Source organism: Pseudomonas citri (assembly GCF_025336485.1).
GTDB classification, from domain to species: Bacteria; Pseudomonadota; Gammaproteobacteria; order Pseudomonadales; family Pseudomonadaceae; genus Aquipseudomonas; species Aquipseudomonas citri.
Map to the genome: position 1 here is coordinate 40804 of NZ_JAODAB010000004.1, position 16429 is coordinate 57232.

A 16429-nucleotide genomic window follows, 5' to 3' on the forward strand; every position below is an offset into this window, starting at 1 on the left:
GCCGTCGCCGGCACCAGCAACCGCTTGCCCGTGGATAGACCGAGGCGTTGCTCAGACCCGGAATTGCCCCAGTAACCGATTCAACTGGTCAGCCAATTGCCGCAAGTTCTGGCTGGCTGCGCTAGTTCGCTCACAGGCCTGGGCGCTGTCCTGTGCGAGACCTGCAGCCTGGGTGATATTTAGATTGATGTCCTCAATGACATGCGTTTGTTGTAGGGTAGCGCTGGCGATGGAGGCATTCAGACTTGTCAGATTGCGCAAGGACTGGCTGATTTGATCCAGGCTCAGGCTGGCCAGGCTGGCTTGTTCAATAGTCAACCGGGAGCTTTGGCTGCTCTCGTCGATAACCTTGACGGCGGCCTCCGAGTTACGTTGCAAGTTTTCGATCATGCCCTGGATTTCCGCGGTGGACTGTTGGGTTCGCTGGGCCAACATCCGCACTTCATCCGCCACGACGGCAAAACCACGACCTTGCTCCCCTGCCCGCGCCGCTTCGATGGCGGCATTGAGGGCGAGCAGATTGGTCTGCTCTGCGATGGCGCGAATCACTTCAATGACACGGCCGATACTTGTACTTTCCTGCGCCAGAGTCTGAATGACCTCCACGGCTTGCTGGATGGTCCCAGACAACTGCTCGACCTGCCGCGAGCAATTGTTGATGTTGCTTTGCCCCTGATGGGCTCGCTCATCGGCGTTATGTACTTCGCTGGCAGCCTGCTCGGCATTCTTCGCCACATCTTGGGCAGCATATGTGACCTCATTGATGGCAGTGGCCACCAGGTCCATCTGCTGTGATTGTTGCTCACTGTGCCCCTGGCTTTCGCTGGCGATGCCATCAAGTGCAACAGATGCCTGGTCCAGCATCTTGGCCGCTTGTAAGGATTGACCAATCACCTGGCGTAATTTCTCAGTGAAATTGTTGAAGTAGCCCGCCAGTGCAGCCAATTCATCATGCCCCCGGGCGTCCAGTTGGCGCGTCAGGTCACCTTCCCCGCTGGCTATATCAGCCATGGCTCGCACCGCTTCACTCAACGGCCTGGTAATACTTTTACTGATCAGTATCACCAGGGCACTCATAAACAAACCGATTGCCAAGAATACGCCGGCAGCTTTCCAAAGCTGTGCTCGGAACGCGGCCTCCACGTCGTCAAAATAGGTACCTGAACCAAGTACCCACTCCCAAGGCTGGAACAGTGCGACGTAGGAGATTTTTTCAACTGGTTCGCTGGAGCCAGGTTTAAGCGAGCGGTAGGCCACCAAGCCACCGCCCTGGCTCTTTACGACTGCCACCATGTCGACGAACAGCGCTTTGCCGTCGGGGTCTTTGAAGCCTGAAAGGTTCTGCCCGTCGAGCTGGTTATTGGTTGGATGCATGAGCATCCTCGGTTCGAGATTGTTGACCCATAAGTAGTTATCCCCTTCGTACCGCAATGACCGGACTACGGCGAGGGCTTGCTTCTGTGCGTCTTCACGACTCAGCACTCCGCTCTTTTCCAAACCATGAAAATGCTTGAGGATGCCCATCGTGGCTTCAACCACCTGCCGAGTCTTACCTGCCTTTACTTCGTGCTCCTCTATGTAGATCTGTCGCAATAAAAACACGCTGATTGCAAAGAGCATGGTCATGGCAAGCAAGAGGACTATCCATAGCCGACGGGTAACAGGCATATTGCGAAGACTTTTCATCTGGAGCGCGACTCTTAGGGGTGAAAGGTAAGTTCATAGGTTTCTGGCATGCGCCTGGTTTATCAGGCGCCAGATACATCACCGGGCCGCAAATCACGGTGCGCTAGCCTCAATAACAATAGTTTGTCGAAATCACTGTTCTCGCCGCCAAGGCTCGTTATTGCATAGCGGGACTGGAGAATGGACATATTCAAATCCTTCCGGTCATGCTGGCGACGATCGCCGCAGGGATTTCGCAAAGGGGCAATACACGCTCCACCGCACCCAGTTTGAGTGCCTCTTTGGGCATGCCGAAGACCACGCAGCTATCTTCGTCCTGAGCCAGGGTCTGCGCGCCCGCCCCTAGCATTTCCTTAAGACCTCGCGCGCCATCGTCGCCCATGCCGGTCATAATGATGCCCAAGGCATTGCCGCCGGCTGCGCGGGCGATAGAGCGAAATAACACATCGACCGAAGGACGGTGCCGGCTGACCGGCGGGCCATCACGAACCTCCACCTGGTACTGGGCGCCACTGCGCGTGAGCAGCATGTGCCGGCCACCGGGGGCAATCAGCGCGCGCCCGGGCATTACCCGGTCGCCATTGCGCGCTTCGAGCACTTCGATCTGGCATAGCTGATTCAGCCGCGCGGCGAAGGCCGCGGTGAAACGCTCCGGCATATGCTGGACAATGAGCAGACCGGGGCAAACCTTTGGCAGGCGGGTGAGTATTGCTTCCAAGGCCTGAGTGCCGCCGGTGGAGGTGCCTATGGCTACCAGCATCTCGGTGGTCCGTGTCATCGCATAGCTGGCGGCAGGCAGGATAGCGTCAGCGGATAGCCTGGCAGTAGCTTGAGGCGCTAGGCGACGCAGGTTGGCCCGGGCGGCGCTTTGGATGGCCTGGACCAATTCATCGGTGGCCGCATGGAGGAACTGTTTGAGCCCCAGCTTGGGTTTGCCGATCACCCCAACCGCACCTTCCGCCAATGCCTGCAGGGTGGTCTGGGCACCCGCTACGGTGAGCGTGGAGCAGATCACTACCGGGGTCGGTCGTTCGACCATCAGCTTCTTCAGGAAAGTGATGCCATCCATGCGCGGCATTTCCACATCCAGCACCAGTACATCAGGCCATTGGCGCTGCATCTTGTCCAAGGCGAACAGCGGGTCGGCGGCCGCCCCGATCACTTCGAACCCCGGGTGTTCGGCGAGCATGGCCGAAAGGACCTGGCGCACCACGGCGGAGTCGTCGACGATCATTACCTTAATGGGTTTCATATGCCAATGTCCTGATTGACGCCCATGGCGGATGGAATGTGCTTGATTGAAACCTGACCGTTCCAAAGGTCGAAGATCAGGTTGCGATGACCGATCCCATTCACGTGAGCGCTGTAGTACTTCAGGCCATGGGACTGGAGCAGTTGCATGGCTGCGTCGACATTTTTCTTGCCTACAGGGTTGTTCTTTTGTCTGTCCATGGCCGGGAACATGTCACCGCCGCCGAACAGCTGGATGCGAAACTCCTTGGTCGAAACGCCATAGGAACGGGCTTGCTGGAGCATCAGTTCAATGGCTTCATCGCCATAACGACCGTCCAGTTCATTAATGGAAGGCCTAGGCCGAGTCGGTAGCATGAAGTGGCACATCCCACCGATCAGCAGTTTGCGATGCCAGAACACCAAGGATACGCAGGAGCCCAGCAGGGTTCGGATGCGCGTGTAACGATCGCCGAAATACAGCTCACCCGGCTGCAGGACAATCTCGATGGTGCCGTTGGGTCTACGCATGAGGCTTCCGGTAAATAGAAGGGACGACAAGCTGGAGCTCGTCGCAAACGCCGTTCAGGCTCTCCGAATGGCTGACGATGAAATAACCGCCCGGCTTCAGCAGCGGCAGCATTCGCCGTACGACTTGACGCTTGGTCTCAAGATCGAAATAGATCATTACGTTGCGCAAAAAGATCACTTCAAACTCGCCAAGCTCGGGTAGTGCCGCATTCAGGTTGATGTGCTGGAAGCGCATACGGTTGCGCAGGGTTGGGTCGATCAACATTGTGCCGGAGTGCTCGCCAACTCCCTTCAGGCAATACTTGACTAGCAGAGATCGCGGGATGTCTTCGGCATCTGCCATGCGATACAGGCCGGTGCGGGCCTTGTCCAGGACCCGGGTGCTGAGGTCCGAAGCGAGCAGCTCCCAAGGGCGATTACCAACGGCTTCGGCCACTGTCATGGCAATGCTATAGGCCTCCTCGCCGGTTGAGCATGCACCGCTCCAGACCCGCAGCGTGGTGCGATTGACCAGCTCGGGCAGGATTCGCTCACGAAGGAAACCAAAATGTTTGGGCTCGCGGAAAAAATAGGTTTCGTTAGTCGTCAACAGGTCCACCGCCATCTGCAATTCTGCGCGGTCACGCATCAGCAAACGAAAATAGTCGCCATAGCTGAAGAGGTCGTGCTGACGGATGCGTTTGGCCAGCCGGCCACTGACCAGCGGCTTCTTGGCATCGGACATGCTGATCCCGGCAACCTCGAGGATCATGCTGCGATACTGCTCGAACTCCTTATCGGAAAGCGCCAGGTTATTCATTGCGTAGAGATCCTTGCAGATGTTTCGCGTATTTCCGTCCAGTCAGATCCGCGAGTTCACGACTGGATGCATGGGCCTGGTTCGCCCCGCCCGACGTTTGCGCGGAACATCGTGGATGTTGGCAGGTTGGTTTCGACCTCTTGGGTCAGATGCTCATGTAGCACTCGTTGATCTGCATGAACCTGTCATGTCGACGCGCTCTCCAGTGCCACCGGTTTGACCACCGAACGCGCCAGGACGAACTCGTTCGCCAATAGCCCTCGTTTGATGTCCAGCAGTGTGAGCGTATGGTCGTCTACAGAGGTCGTGCCGAGGATGAAGTCGTTGCGGATTTTGCTGTCACTGGTCGCTGGCAGTTCGATTTCCATCGGGGAAATTTCTATTACTTTGCCGACTGCATCGACCACCACACCGATCATCTGCATGCGCTCGCCGCTGCCTACATCAAGGATGACTACACAGCTACTCCAGCCAATCTTCATAGATCGCCCAGCGAGGCGAACGCCAAGGTCGATCACCGGTACCAGCGTGTCGCCCAACCTGATTGCCCGGCGCAGTTTCGATGTCATGGCCGGTTTGGTGACGAGTTGACTCGCTTCGACAACAGCGTGAACGTTCGATGCATTGATCGCGAATCTCTCTCCGTCAAGCGTGAACGACAAGTGGTACCTGCCTGACGTCGGGATATCGGCAGCCAACAACGGGTCAGGGATTGTCTCGGAGAGTGCCTGACTTTTCTCAAGCATGTGATAGGTCAGTTCGGCCAACTGGGACACCTTGTCGGCGAGTCCGGTGAATTCCTTGTCATTGGTGACACTGGCTGTCGCCACCGGCAAACGAGTCGGAGCGCCAGGTTCTCCGATCGCCTCGGATCGTCGAAGAACCGCAGAGACGAGGTTGAGCTGATCCATCGTATGACGAGTAAACTGTTCCAGGCTGACGAATTCAACCTCAGCAGGCGGCTCGACAGATTTGCCTGGCTCAACCTCGGTGCGCCACAGATACACCACCAACCAGATGAGCATGGCTATGCCAGGAGCCATCAGTAGCAGCCAGACCCAAAAATAGGGAATATCGATCAGTTGCCCCATGACATCACTCCTGAAAACGCACAACGAAGCCGAGGGTCAGACGGACACCGACTCGCATATTCTTGAACATGGTCTTTCCACTTGTTGAGTTTCAGGGAACGCTTACAAGCGCAATATTCCCTGCTTCAGCGACGAATCGTCGTAGCTTGATTGTTCAAATCCCACGGTGTCGCATTACTCGCTGGGTGCCGTTTCCGAAACCTGCGTCAGCGCTGCGAATTCGTCTACCGACAGCACTCTGCCTATATCCAGGAGAATGACGAAGCGACCACCGACCTTGCCCATACCCAAGATGAAGTCGGTGCGGATATGCGCGCCGAAAGCAGGCGGCGGTTCGATATCCGCCGGGGCAATTTCCAGTACCTCATTCACCGCATCGACCAGCACACCGACCACCTGTTGCTCGTCGGCGTGATCCACATCCAGGATGACGATGCAGGTGCGCCGACCGACTTCGGTCTGCCTGCCACCGAAGTGCGCACCGAGGTCGATCACCGGCACCACCGCGCCACGCAGGTTGATCACTCCGCGGATGCTTGGCGGCATCATCGGCACGCAGGTGAGTTGGCCGTACTCGATGATCTCCTTGACACTGAGCGTACTCACGGCGAATGGTTCGCCGGCAAGCGTGAAGGTCAGGTACTGCCGGGTTTCCTGAGCGATGTCGGGTTTTCCCATCTTTATCAACTGGCCCATGGCATCATTCCTGAAAGCGCACGAAGCCGGCTGGCACCGAGCCGCGAGTATCAGGCAACCGGCTGACGATAGGCAGGGCTGCAACTGTCTTGGATCTGGCCGAAGCGTTGATGGATGGGACGCTCCGATCACTTTCATCGAGGCCTGTGAGGTTGAAGAAACTCATCAGTCGTTGCAACTGCACCGCCTGGCCGCTCATTTCCTCGGCCGTAGCAGCCAGCTCCTCAGAGGCCGAGGCGTTCTGTTGGGTAATCTGGTTGAGCTGGTTCATCGCCGTGTTGATCTGGCTGACGCCGGAGGACTGCTCCTCGGAGGCAGCGCTAATCTCCTGCACCAGGTCAGAGGTCTTGGCGATACCGGGGACAATCTCATCAAGCAGACTACCAGCGCGTTCGGCCAGGGCCACGCTGCCCTTGGCCACTTCGCCGATTTCCTGGGCGGCGACCTGGCTGCGTTCAGCCAGCTTGCGCACCTCGGCGGCGACCACGGCGAAGCCTTTGCCGTGGTCGCCGGCGCGAGCGGCCTCAATGGCAGCGTTGAGGGCAAGCAGATTGGTCTGATAGGCGATGTCGTCGATGATGCCGATCTTGTCCGCGATACTCTTCATCGCGGCGACCGTGTCCTTGACCGCCGCGCCGCCTTCAATGGCTTGCTTGGCGGCGTTGCCGGCCATGCCGTCGGTGACACGAGCGTTTTCGGTGTTCTGCTCGATGGAGGCGGACATCTGTTCGACCGAGGCGGAGGTCTCCTCAACACTGGCGGCCTGTTCACTGGAGGCCTGGCTCATCGACTGGGCGGTAGCGGAGACTTCCTCGGAGGCGCTGGTCAGGGCATTGGCTGAACCGCGTACTTCGCCGATGATCTGCGACAGCTTCTCGACCATGCTCTTCATCGCGGCGAGCACGCTACCGGTATCATTGGCGCGCAGCGGTATCGTCACACTGAGGTCACCTTCGGCAATACGGCGCGAGATATCAGCAGCTAATTGCGGTTCGCCACCCAACTGCCGAATGAGGCTGCGGGTAATCCAGATTGCCAGGCTGACGCCTATTACCAATGCCAGCCCGAGCAAAATGAAAGAAAGGACGCGAGTGTGATCGTATTCAACTTGTTCTTGTTGGTCGTTTTCGTCGAACGACGCTTCCTGCATTTCGACCATGTCGTTAAGCAGCTTGATCGATTCTATTCCTGACCGCTCCAGGTCACCATAAAGCACCTCAATGGCCTGATCGTCCAGTCCGGCAGACGCCAGCTCGACCATGCGTTCCAGGACCTGCACATAACTCGTACGGGCGGTTTTCAGACTCTTGAACAGGTTTTGCTCTTCCGGGTTGTCCAGCAACTTCTCCAGTGCGCCCATGCGGGCTGCCTGATCCTGGCGGATCTTTTGGTACCTGTCGCGTAGCTGTTTCAGTTGCTGCTCGTCGGACTTGAGAATCAGATCACGAAGCACGACGTTGGTATCGCTCATACCGCTGATGATTTCGTTGCTGATCTGGACCTTCGGATAAGCATTGCCGGTAATGTCGTCCACGATCATGTGCACGTTAAAAAGACCAGTCATGCTGGTAATGGCCAGCGTCAGCATCATCAGGAGCACGACTGCGTACCCTAAACCGAGTTTAGTGCCAACCCTCATATTGGAAGCAATGCTCATTTTTCGCGTTCTCTATTGTTGGATCAATGGGGGATTTGCGCAGCAATGGGGATTTACGAACGCCAACTGTCGGCGATGGTCCGCTGTTTCGAGTCGACGACCTGTTTGACGAGCCCTGGGACGTCCAGGATCAGCGCCACCTCACCGCTGCCGAGGATAGTGAAACCGCCGACCCCGCCGATCTGGCCGAAAATCTTGCTCAGCGGCTTGATGACGGTCTGAAATTCCCCTAGTAGGCGATCCACCACCAGGCCGGCGCGTTGCCCGGCGAATTGCACCACCACCACGTTTTCCCGACGCGGCGCGGTGCCCACGTAGTTGAACAACTCACGCAGGCGGATAAACGGCAGCACCTCGCCGCGCAGATTGAAGTAGTCAGACCCGTCATTGGCTGGCAGTTCGATACACTCCACCACCATGCCCTGAGGGAGCACGTAACTGGCGCTGCCGACGCCGACCATGAAGCCGTCGATGATCGCCAGGGTCAGCGGCAGGCGGATGCGCAGAGTGGTGCCCCGACCCTCGACACTCTCCAACCCGATGCTACCGCGTAGAGCGGTGATGCTGCGCTTGACGACATCCATACCGACGCCACGACCGGAAAGGTTACTGACCTGATCGGCGGTGGAAAAACCAGGCTCAAAGATCAGGTTGAAGATGTCCTGTTCAGCCAGGCTCTGCCCTTCACTAACCAGACCGCGCTCAATGCCCTTACGAAGAATCTTGTCCTTGTTCAAACCACCGCCATCGTCGGCGACCTCGATCACAATGCTGCCTGCATCATGGAAGGCATTCAGACGCAAACGACCTTGGGCTGGTTTACCTCGAGCCTCTCGCACTTCAGGGGGCTCAATGCCATGGTCCATGGCGTTGCGCACCAGATGAGTGAGCGGATCACCGATGCGCTCCACCACGGTTTTGTCCAGCTCGGTCTCGCTGCCGCCGATGTCCAGGAGTATGTCCTTGCCCAGCTCCTTGGCAACGTCGCGCACCACACGCTGGAAGCGATTGAAGGTAGAACCGATTTGCACCATACGCAGGGTCAGCGCTGAGTCACGGACCTCTTCCACCAGACGCGCGAGAACTGCCGTGGCCTCCACCAGATCACTGGCGCCTGCGTTCCGGGCGGCGAGATTGGCGCCGGCACCGGCGATGATAAGTTCGCCAATCAGGTTAATCAGTTGGTCGAGCTTGCCTGCATCGACGCGGATCAGGCTGCTCTCCGTCTTGCGGCTATCTTTGACAAGCTGCTTTTTCAGCGCCTCTTCGATTGGCGGCAAGTCAATGAGCGGCTGGTCAAGCAGCCCCCGATCGGTAAGCTGCTGATGCGGCCCGGTGGGAGGATTGGGTAACGAATCGCCCAGTTCTTCGGGGGGGTGAATACCGCAGCGTAGGAGGAAGATTTCACCCATGCGCAGACTTTCTTGCGGCAGCGCCTGAATGGTCTTGCGATATTCATCGGTCTTGCTGTTCGGCGCGAGGATATGCACCTGGCTGTCTTCGCGAATGAACTCGAAGACGCCCTCGATGGTGGCCTGGTCGGCATTGCTGTGAAAGCCGATTTCGAAGCCGAGGTAACAGCTTTCAGGATCTATCTCGGCGCTTGATGGCAGGTTGTCGCTGAGGGTGACAATATTGCAGATGTGCCCCAGGGTGGACAGATAACGAATGAACGCCAGCGGATCCATGCCATTGCGCAGCAGGTCGCGGCCCAGGCGCAGGGAAATATGCCAGTGATGAGTCTGTAGTCTGTCGTCACTGCTCTCCCCGTCTCGCTCAGATTCGCTGGACAAGGTGCTTTGCCGCGCATTAGCGCTGTCCTGCGTCGATTTCGGCACTTCACCTGATAGCCGACTGAGCAGGTCGAGTAGATGGACCCCATTGTTCCGTACAGATACCTGCGCCTGCTGGTTGTCGGCGGCCAGGTTCACCAACACGCCGATGTGATCGCACACTCGCAGGAACAGAGCAGTCAACTCTTCATCGAAATGCAAATGCTTGTCACGAACCCGATCCAGCACGCTTTCGGCTACATGAGTAAAGGCAACAATATCGTCCAGACCGAACAAGCCGGCGGAACCTTTGATCGTATGTGCGGCACGAAAAATCGCGTTGATCGTGTCATGATCATCCGGGGCCAACTCGATATGCAACAGGGCATCTTCCATCTGCTGCAGCAACTCGAGGCTCTCAATGATGAAGGTCTGTTGTGCGTCATCCATGTTCATGGTTGTTGCCTTTTCATGAATGGTTCGATTGCACGAGGTTGGGACTGCCGAAGAAGTCGGCGATATCGCACAACTCGAACACCTCCAGTACCGCCTGACTGTGGTTGCTTAGCTGCAACTGTCGGCTGTGCTTGATCATTTCTTTCTTGGCCATAATCAGCAATTGCAACCCGGCTGTATCCAGTTCCTGGACCGCACCGAGGTCCAGTTCGAGATTGCCGCCCTGCCCTAACAAGTCATCCAGGCGGAGTTTCCATTCGGCGATGGTATAAATGCTCAGTTCGCCCTCGATGGCGATGCGTTGATAAACGTCAGTGTTCATAGCTTCTATCCGGTCGTTATCCTTGACTGTCACATCTGGCACCGCTCAGGGTGTGCAAGCGCTCACCCTGAGCGGCGGGCATGACTGCAGCCCGACAGGCAGCGCAGCAGCCTGGGCAGGTTGCCCAACAGACCCGCCTGAAAGTGTTTATGGCAGAACAAGTTTGGAAACAGCTGTGAGCATCTTCGCCGGCTGGAAGGGTTTGACCACCCAGGCTTTGGCCCCGGCCGCCTGGCCTTCCTGCTTCTTCGCGTCGCTGACTTCGGTTGTGAGCATGATCACGGGTGTGAATTTGTAAGCCGGCAACTGCTTGGCCGCACGGACAAACGTAAGGCCATCCATATTCGGCATATTTACGTCGCTGATAATCAGATGCAGCTTGCGGCCGTCGAGCTTGCTCAAGGCATCCTTGCCATCACAGGCCTCGACAGTCTCATACCCGGCGCCTTTCAGCGTGATGCTGACGACCTGGCGCAGGGAGGCCGAGTCGTCGACGATCATGATGGTTTTGGCCATGGTGGGCTCCTAGAAAAAGGTGATTTCGGATTCACTGGCGGTCGCTCCCTGGGCGTTGCCCCGGTGCACCGCATGCAGTTCAGGCATGGTGTAGGTGCTGGCCAGTTGCTCAAGCCAGGCATCGGCATCGAGAGGTGTTTGAGTGCGACCGGCAGCGCTGTCCTGTTGCCCTTGGTCAAGACTCTGGCGTAGTTTCTCCAGGTCGTTGCGCACCAGCCCTAGCACTTGACTGACGCGATCTTGGAACTGCAAACCAACCAGAACCTGGGAGATCTCCTGAACGACGGACTGGCTTTCCTTTCGCAACTCGTGGGAGGAATCAAGGAGCGTGCTGGTGGCGCCGCGAAAGCGCTGAATTACCTGCTCAATCACCTGACCTGAATGGGTTACCGTGGCTTCGTCCTGCTCGGCATATTGGCGAGAAATCGCCAGGGTGCTGGCAATAGCCGCATTCACCGTGTCCACGGTCTCGCCAATGCGCCTGCCGGTCTCTCCGGAGAGGCTGGAGAGTTTACGGATTTCATCCGCCACCACGGCGAAGCCACGACCTACCTCGCCGGCACGGGCCGCCTCAATGGCGGCATTGAGTGCCACCAGGTTGGTCTGCTTCGCAAAATTGCCGACATCCAGGGCCATCGTCTTCAGTTGCTCTGTAAGGCCGGCGAGCTCCATCACCTCATGCAGCAATAACTCTTTGGTAGCCAAAGCGGCACGTAGCGAGGCGACGATGGCATCCAGTTCGTGCTGGCAGGTGCCTAGCAGCCCAACCAATCCGTCATCCGCAGCAGTGCTGTCCTGCGTGGTCGAGACGGCTTCGACTCGCTGGGATATATCGGCAAAGCGCACGGCAAGTGCGGAAATGGCTTCTTCCGTATGGCTGCGGGCAACTTCGATCTGGCCAGCCCAAATCGGCAACACGCCGCTGCACAAAGGGGCCAGGCCGCAGGTGCACAGGGACTGACTACCTGGCTCACCAACCACTTGCAGGCTTTCGCGGGCTGATTGTTGAATGTGATTCAGGGCACGATTGCGTGAGTGATAGTAGAGAGACGCAGCCGTGCCAGATATCAGGAGCAAGGCCACGAACCCGAACGGCTGAACGCCCAGCCCCCCTGCTCCCAGCACGCAGATGGCGCCCAGCGCTGTCAGCACCAAGAGCGCTACGGGCGCGCTTACTATGGACGACCTTGGTTGGGCGATGGTTACGCTCAATATGATTCTCCATGCGGTGGCCGGGACAGCCTGGCAAATGCCGATACAGGTACCCAACGTGAAAAAATCTAGAGTCAAAATGACATCAACTTATGATGCAGGTCATATGCAACGGCTAGCCATCGGGTTTCGCTGCTTTTTGGGTAGGCATCTTGGGCTCGGTTGGTAGGCATTTCCTTACCACCCGTGCAAAGCAAGCGAAATTTCGCCTTGAACGGGTGACTGACAGAGCCATTGCCTGAGGAGCACGGCTATGCGCGGCTCCATTAACCTGGTACCGGTTGATGTAGCGTTGCGTGAGCTTGCATTTCGCGGGGTTACCCCAGCTGGGGAACCGGATAGGGCAAGGAGTAGCCGCGATTTGTGACTGCTAGCGCTATGCACTCGGCTATCTACGCGTCAAGAAGTCGTGCCCCAGAGGCCACGCGACGAATCGCACCGAGCAGCCTCTAGCCAACACACCATTAGTCGCTCCAGCCCTGATCGTGTTGCAGAGCGATATGCGAGCTTGGTCCGAGTTGAGGTCAAGGGGGAATGCTGTAATCGGAACGCCAACACACCTTAGGTCGCATTGTCCGATAGCCGCTTATGCCCCCGCTTGCTGATTCGCGCCCTTTTAACGAGGCCAAGTGCGACCCTGCGGGGTCAGAGCAATTGTTGCGTCATTGCATAGCGGACGATATCAGCCGTGCTGACGAACCCCATCTTTTCCATCAGCCGAGCCTTATGGGTGCTCACCGTCTTGTGGCTGATGACTAATTCCGTAGCAATCCGCGAGACGCTCATGCCGCTGGCGAGCAGACGCATGACCTGAAGCTCCCGATCGGTGAGCGCATCGTGCTGGCTACCTGGCCCCAAGCCTGTGGCGGCAAAGGCCATTTGTTCGGCCAGCGCGGCGTCGATGTAACGCCCGCCAGCAGCTACTCGGCGGATGGCCGCGAGCAGCGTCTCGGGGTCTCGGTCCTTGGTGAGATAACCGGAGGCCCCCGACTTGAGTGCACGCTGTGCTATCTGCACTTCATTGTGCATGCTCAATACCAGAATCGGCAGTTTCGGATAATGGGCGCGTATACGCGCAACCAGATCGTCGCCGCTGATGCCTGGCATGCTCATGTCCAGGAGCAACAGATCAATGTCTCCGTGGCGTAGCTGTTCAAGCAGCAGGACACCGTTTTCCGCTTCAGCCACAACGTGCAGGTCCCCGGCCAGAGCAAACAGTTGCTTCAGACCTTCGCGCATGATGGCGTGATCGTCAGCGATCATCAATTGGATCATGGAACCTCTGAGTCTATTTGAAAGGGGATATTCACTCGCACACACGCGCCTTGCCCAGGGGCACTGTCTACAGTAACCGTTCCGCCGAGCATATGCCCGCGCTCGCGCATGCCGAGCATACCGAGCGTGCCCCTGGACAGCTGCTTCGGGTCGAAGCCCCTACCGTTGTCCCGCACTTCGATCAGGACGTGCTCGGCACTGCACTCCAGATGAATATCCACCCGACTCGCCTGCGCATGGCGAGCGACATTGGTCAGGGACTCCTGAATCACTCGAAAAACCGCGGTGGCACGTTCGTCGTCGAGCTCCAATCGAGCCGATGGCGCTCTCAGGCGGCAGGGAATGCCCGCATTGTGCGAAAACTCGGAAACCAGCCATTCGAGCGCCGAGATCAATCCCATGTTTAGTGCGGAGGGACGCAGGCTGGTGGCAACGTTGCGAACCACCTGGATCGTTTCGTCGATCCGCCCCATCAGCACCTGGACTCGCTCCACCAGCGCCGGTTGTTCACTGCCGAATTGCAGGCGCAACAGCGAAATGCCCATACGTAGAGCGGTCAGTTGCTGTCCAAGCTCGTCATGAATCTCCCGGGCAATGCGCTTGCGCTCTTCTTCCCGCGTGGTTTCGCGGTAGCTGGATAGCTGGCGAAGTTGCGCGTGAGATTCCTTCAATTGCTGCTCCGCCGCCCGCATGGCGCTGACATTGCGCCCGACCGCTAGAACACTGACAAGTGCCTCATGTTGATCACGCTCCGGTACCAGGCGAACCTGGTAGCTGGTAATTTCTGCGTCCCATTTAGCCGGAACGTCCAGGGATATCTCCTCCTCGGTAACTTTGCAGGTACGAATGATGTATTCGAGCTTGTTTTGAAAGAATCGCGCTTGATCCGAATCAGGTGCCACCTCGCAAGTCTTTTTACCCAGCAGAAAGCTCAGCGGACAGCCGAACATGCGTTGCGCTGCGGGATTGGCATACAAGATTCGGTTCTGCAGGTCGAAGCGAGCAATGACATCGGGAGTGTTTTCCACCAAGGCGCGGAACTCCTGCTCGCTGGCCAGCAAACGGTTTTCCATTTGTTTGCGTTCGGTGATATCACGGCTGATTCCGACGATACGGTAGATTTTCCCCTGTTCGTCGCGAACAGGAATGAACGTCGAGAGAGCCGCGAGCATTCCCGCAGGCAGCTCTAACTCATCTTCCCATTCGATACTTTCTCCGCTCGCCAGGCAGCGCTCGAGAGCATCCAGGACCTTGCGTGCCGTTTGCGCCGAGCTTGATTCGCCCACGTATCGACCAATCAATTGCTCGCGGTGAAACCCCGAAGAACGTTTGAACGCGTTGTTGATCTCGATATATCGGAAGCGTTGATCTTCAGTCACTTCCAACAGATAGAGGCATTCCGATGAGTTGTCGAAAACCTCCCGATAACGTCTTTCAGTGTCCCACTGCGCCGCTTGCAGCCGCTTGCGCTCACTGATGTCACGGGCGAGCGCCAGGTTGTAGTGCTGACCGTCAAGCTCAAAATGAGAAACGCTGATCTCGACCGGAAAAATGACGCCGGCCTTGGTCCGGTTGCGGCTCTCGATGATTTCGGGAGGACGCTCTGAAGTGGTGAACCAACATTCCCGCAGTCGCTCATTGCTCCAGTCAAGATCTATTTCGGCGACGGTCATGCGCAGCAGCTCTTCTCTGCTGTACCCCAAGCGTCGGCAAGCTTCATCGTTGACATAGTGGAAGCGGGCCTGATCATCCAGCAAATAGGCAGCCTCCTGCACATGACTGAGGGCAAAATCCATCAGAGAAACGCGCTCCTCGGCCTCGATAAGCCGGCTGAGGTCTTCGATCTGGACGACAAAATACAAGGGACTACCATCTTTGGCGCGTATCGCGCTGGCGGTAAGCTGCACCCTAAGATATCGGCCATCGCGGTGCCGGTAGCGCTTTTCAAGGCGCACGTAGGGAACCTCACCCTTGATCAGACGTTGGCGGTAAGCGTGTTCTCTGGCGAGATCGTCTGGATGGGTCAGTAACCGGCTGGAGATTTGGAGCAATTGCTCCTCACTGCACCCGAACATCTCACAAAGGCAAAAATTGACGCGCAACCAGCGACCATCGAGGGCCAGCAGCGCCATGCCGATGGCTGCGGACTCGAAAGCGAGGCGGAACCGCTCTTCGCTTTCAAGCAGTGCCTGTTCGACGCCTTTGCGCTCGCTGATGTCGTGCAGGAAACCGAACCAGACAATCGCACCATCCACCTCCAGCGTCGGCCTGGCGCGCCCCTCAAGCCAGATATCGCCCTTTTGTGGATGACGCACCCGGTATTCACAGTGCCAGGGGGCCATGGAGCGTGCCGACTCGGCGATCGTTTCTTGAACCCGTACAACATCGTCAGGGTGAATGCGTTCAAACAGGATGCTGATATCGCGCTCCAGTTCCTGCACCTTTACGCCATAGTATTTTTCGTAGCCAGGCGTAACCCAAGGCATGGAGAGCGTGCCGTCGCTGCCAAGGCGCAAGGTACCGATGATGCCTGGAGCGGTCTCGGTGATCCGTTGCAGCCAGTGATCCTGCTCCAGAAATTCGTCCAGGCTCTTAGGGGCTCCAACCGGGACTATCTCGACCAGCAGAAATGCACCCACGGTCGCCAGCTTGCTACGACCACACAGCAGAGTGCCATCTTTGTGTCGATAGGACAGCTCAACAGGCTGGTCAACGAAGTACCGAGGCAAAAGGTGACCATTCACCGCCTCGGTGACCACGCGATCAGCCTGATGAAGCAACTCGATAAACGCAACCCCTGACAAATCTGCCGGGGGGTAGCCGAACAGCTCGGTAAAAGCGGTATTGACCTTCAATATCCACCCCCGATCATCGAGTAGTACCAGGGCGCAGGACACCAGATCGAAGGTAGCCCCGAACAGTGGGGTTTGCGCCATCCGTGCGTTTAACGCATCCGCTTCCGTAGAGAGCATTATCAGTACACGCCAAACTGTCGCTTACGGGGAGAGCTTGGTGACTCCACGTAGCGGCAAGGTTATTTATTCTGTCCTCACGGAGTTCTATGTTCCGTGGGGTGAAAGTCATTCAACGGGACAACTACGATTCCGCACTCGGCAAAGCGATGTAAAAATGGCGGTACATTATGCAGATGAAAAGAGACCTAAACTATCGGCAGATGCTTATTTC

Annotated in this window: 11 protein-coding genes and 3 pseudogenes; all 14 read right to left on the reverse strand. The window is 57.3% G+C overall.

Translation table 11 applies throughout. The features are described from left to right. Window positions 1-51 precede the first annotated feature (51 nt). A complete protein-coding gene (locus N4Q37_RS05855; protein ID WP_260955957.1) occupies window positions 52-1686 on the reverse strand; it encodes a methyl-accepting chemotaxis protein in 1635 nt (544 codons plus the stop codon). 190 nt (window positions 1687-1876) lie between these two features. Then, window positions 1877-2938: a protein-glutamate methylesterase/protein-glutamine glutaminase gene (locus tag N4Q37_RS05860; RefSeq protein ID WP_260955958.1), complete on the reverse strand. Its 1062-nt coding sequence runs from the start codon at window positions 2936-2938 to the stop codon at window positions 1877-1879. Next, window positions 2935-3447: a chemotaxis protein CheD gene (locus tag N4Q37_RS05865; RefSeq protein WP_260955959.1), complete on the reverse strand. Its 513-nt coding sequence runs from the start codon at window positions 3445-3447 to the stop codon at window positions 2935-2937. The genes N4Q37_RS05860 and N4Q37_RS05865 overlap by 4 nt, the downstream gene beginning before the upstream one ends. Next, on the reverse strand, window positions 3440-4246 hold the full coding sequence (locus N4Q37_RS05870) for a CheR family methyltransferase (RefSeq protein ID WP_260955960.1): 807 nt from the start codon (window positions 4244-4246) through the stop codon (window positions 3440-3442). Before N4Q37_RS05870 ends, N4Q37_RS05865 begins: the two co-directional genes overlap by 8 nt. A 185-nt stretch (window positions 4247-4431) precedes the next feature. Then, window positions 4432-5337 (reverse strand): chemotaxis protein CheW, encoded by a 906-nt coding sequence (locus N4Q37_RS05875; protein ID WP_260955961.1) that lies wholly within the window; start codon window positions 5335-5337, stop codon window positions 4432-4434. A 174-nt stretch (window positions 5338-5511) separates the two neighbouring features. Further along, complete coding sequence (locus N4Q37_RS05880) at window positions 5512-6033, reverse strand: chemotaxis protein CheW (protein WP_260955962.1); 522 nt, start codon at window positions 6031-6033, stop codon at window positions 5512-5514. A 4-nt stretch (window positions 6034-6037) separates the two neighbouring features. Beyond that, window positions 6038-7060 (reverse strand): annotated as a pseudogene (locus tag N4Q37_RS28055) (methyl-accepting chemotaxis protein); the annotation flags it as partial. Window positions 7061-7150: 90 nt separating this feature from the next. Then, window positions 7151-7690 (reverse strand): annotated as a pseudogene (locus N4Q37_RS28060) (MCP four helix bundle domain-containing protein); the annotation flags it as partial. Window positions 7691-7743: 53 nt separating this feature from the next. Further along, window positions 7744-9918 carry a chemotaxis protein CheA gene (locus tag N4Q37_RS05890; RefSeq protein WP_260955963.1) on the reverse strand — a complete coding sequence of 725 codons (2175 nt, stop codon included), beginning with the start codon at window positions 9916-9918 and terminating at the stop codon, window positions 7744-7746. A gap of 13 nt (window positions 9919-9931) precedes the next feature. After that, window positions 9932-10240, reverse strand: coding sequence for an STAS domain-containing protein (locus tag N4Q37_RS05895; protein ID WP_260955964.1), 309 nt, complete (start codon window positions 10238-10240; stop codon window positions 9932-9934). A gap of 147 nt (window positions 10241-10387) precedes the next feature. Beyond that, a complete protein-coding gene (locus tag N4Q37_RS05900; RefSeq protein WP_260955965.1) occupies window positions 10388-10756 on the reverse strand; it encodes a response regulator in 369 nt (122 codons plus the stop codon). 9 nt (window positions 10757-10765) lie between these two features. After that, window positions 10766-11368 (reverse strand): annotated as a pseudogene (locus N4Q37_RS27765) (methyl-accepting chemotaxis protein); the annotation flags it as partial. Window positions 11369-12613: 1245 nt separating this feature from the next. Continuing rightward, window positions 12614-13243: a response regulator gene (locus N4Q37_RS05910; protein ID WP_260955967.1), complete on the reverse strand. Its 630-nt coding sequence runs from the start codon at window positions 13241-13243 to the stop codon at window positions 12614-12616. Continuing rightward, a complete protein-coding gene (locus N4Q37_RS05915) occupies window positions 13240-16215 on the reverse strand; it encodes a sensor histidine kinase (protein WP_260955968.1) in 2976 nt (991 codons plus the stop codon). The genes N4Q37_RS05910 and N4Q37_RS05915 overlap by 4 nt, the downstream gene beginning before the upstream one ends. Between the last annotated feature and the right edge of the window lie 214 nt (window positions 16216-16429).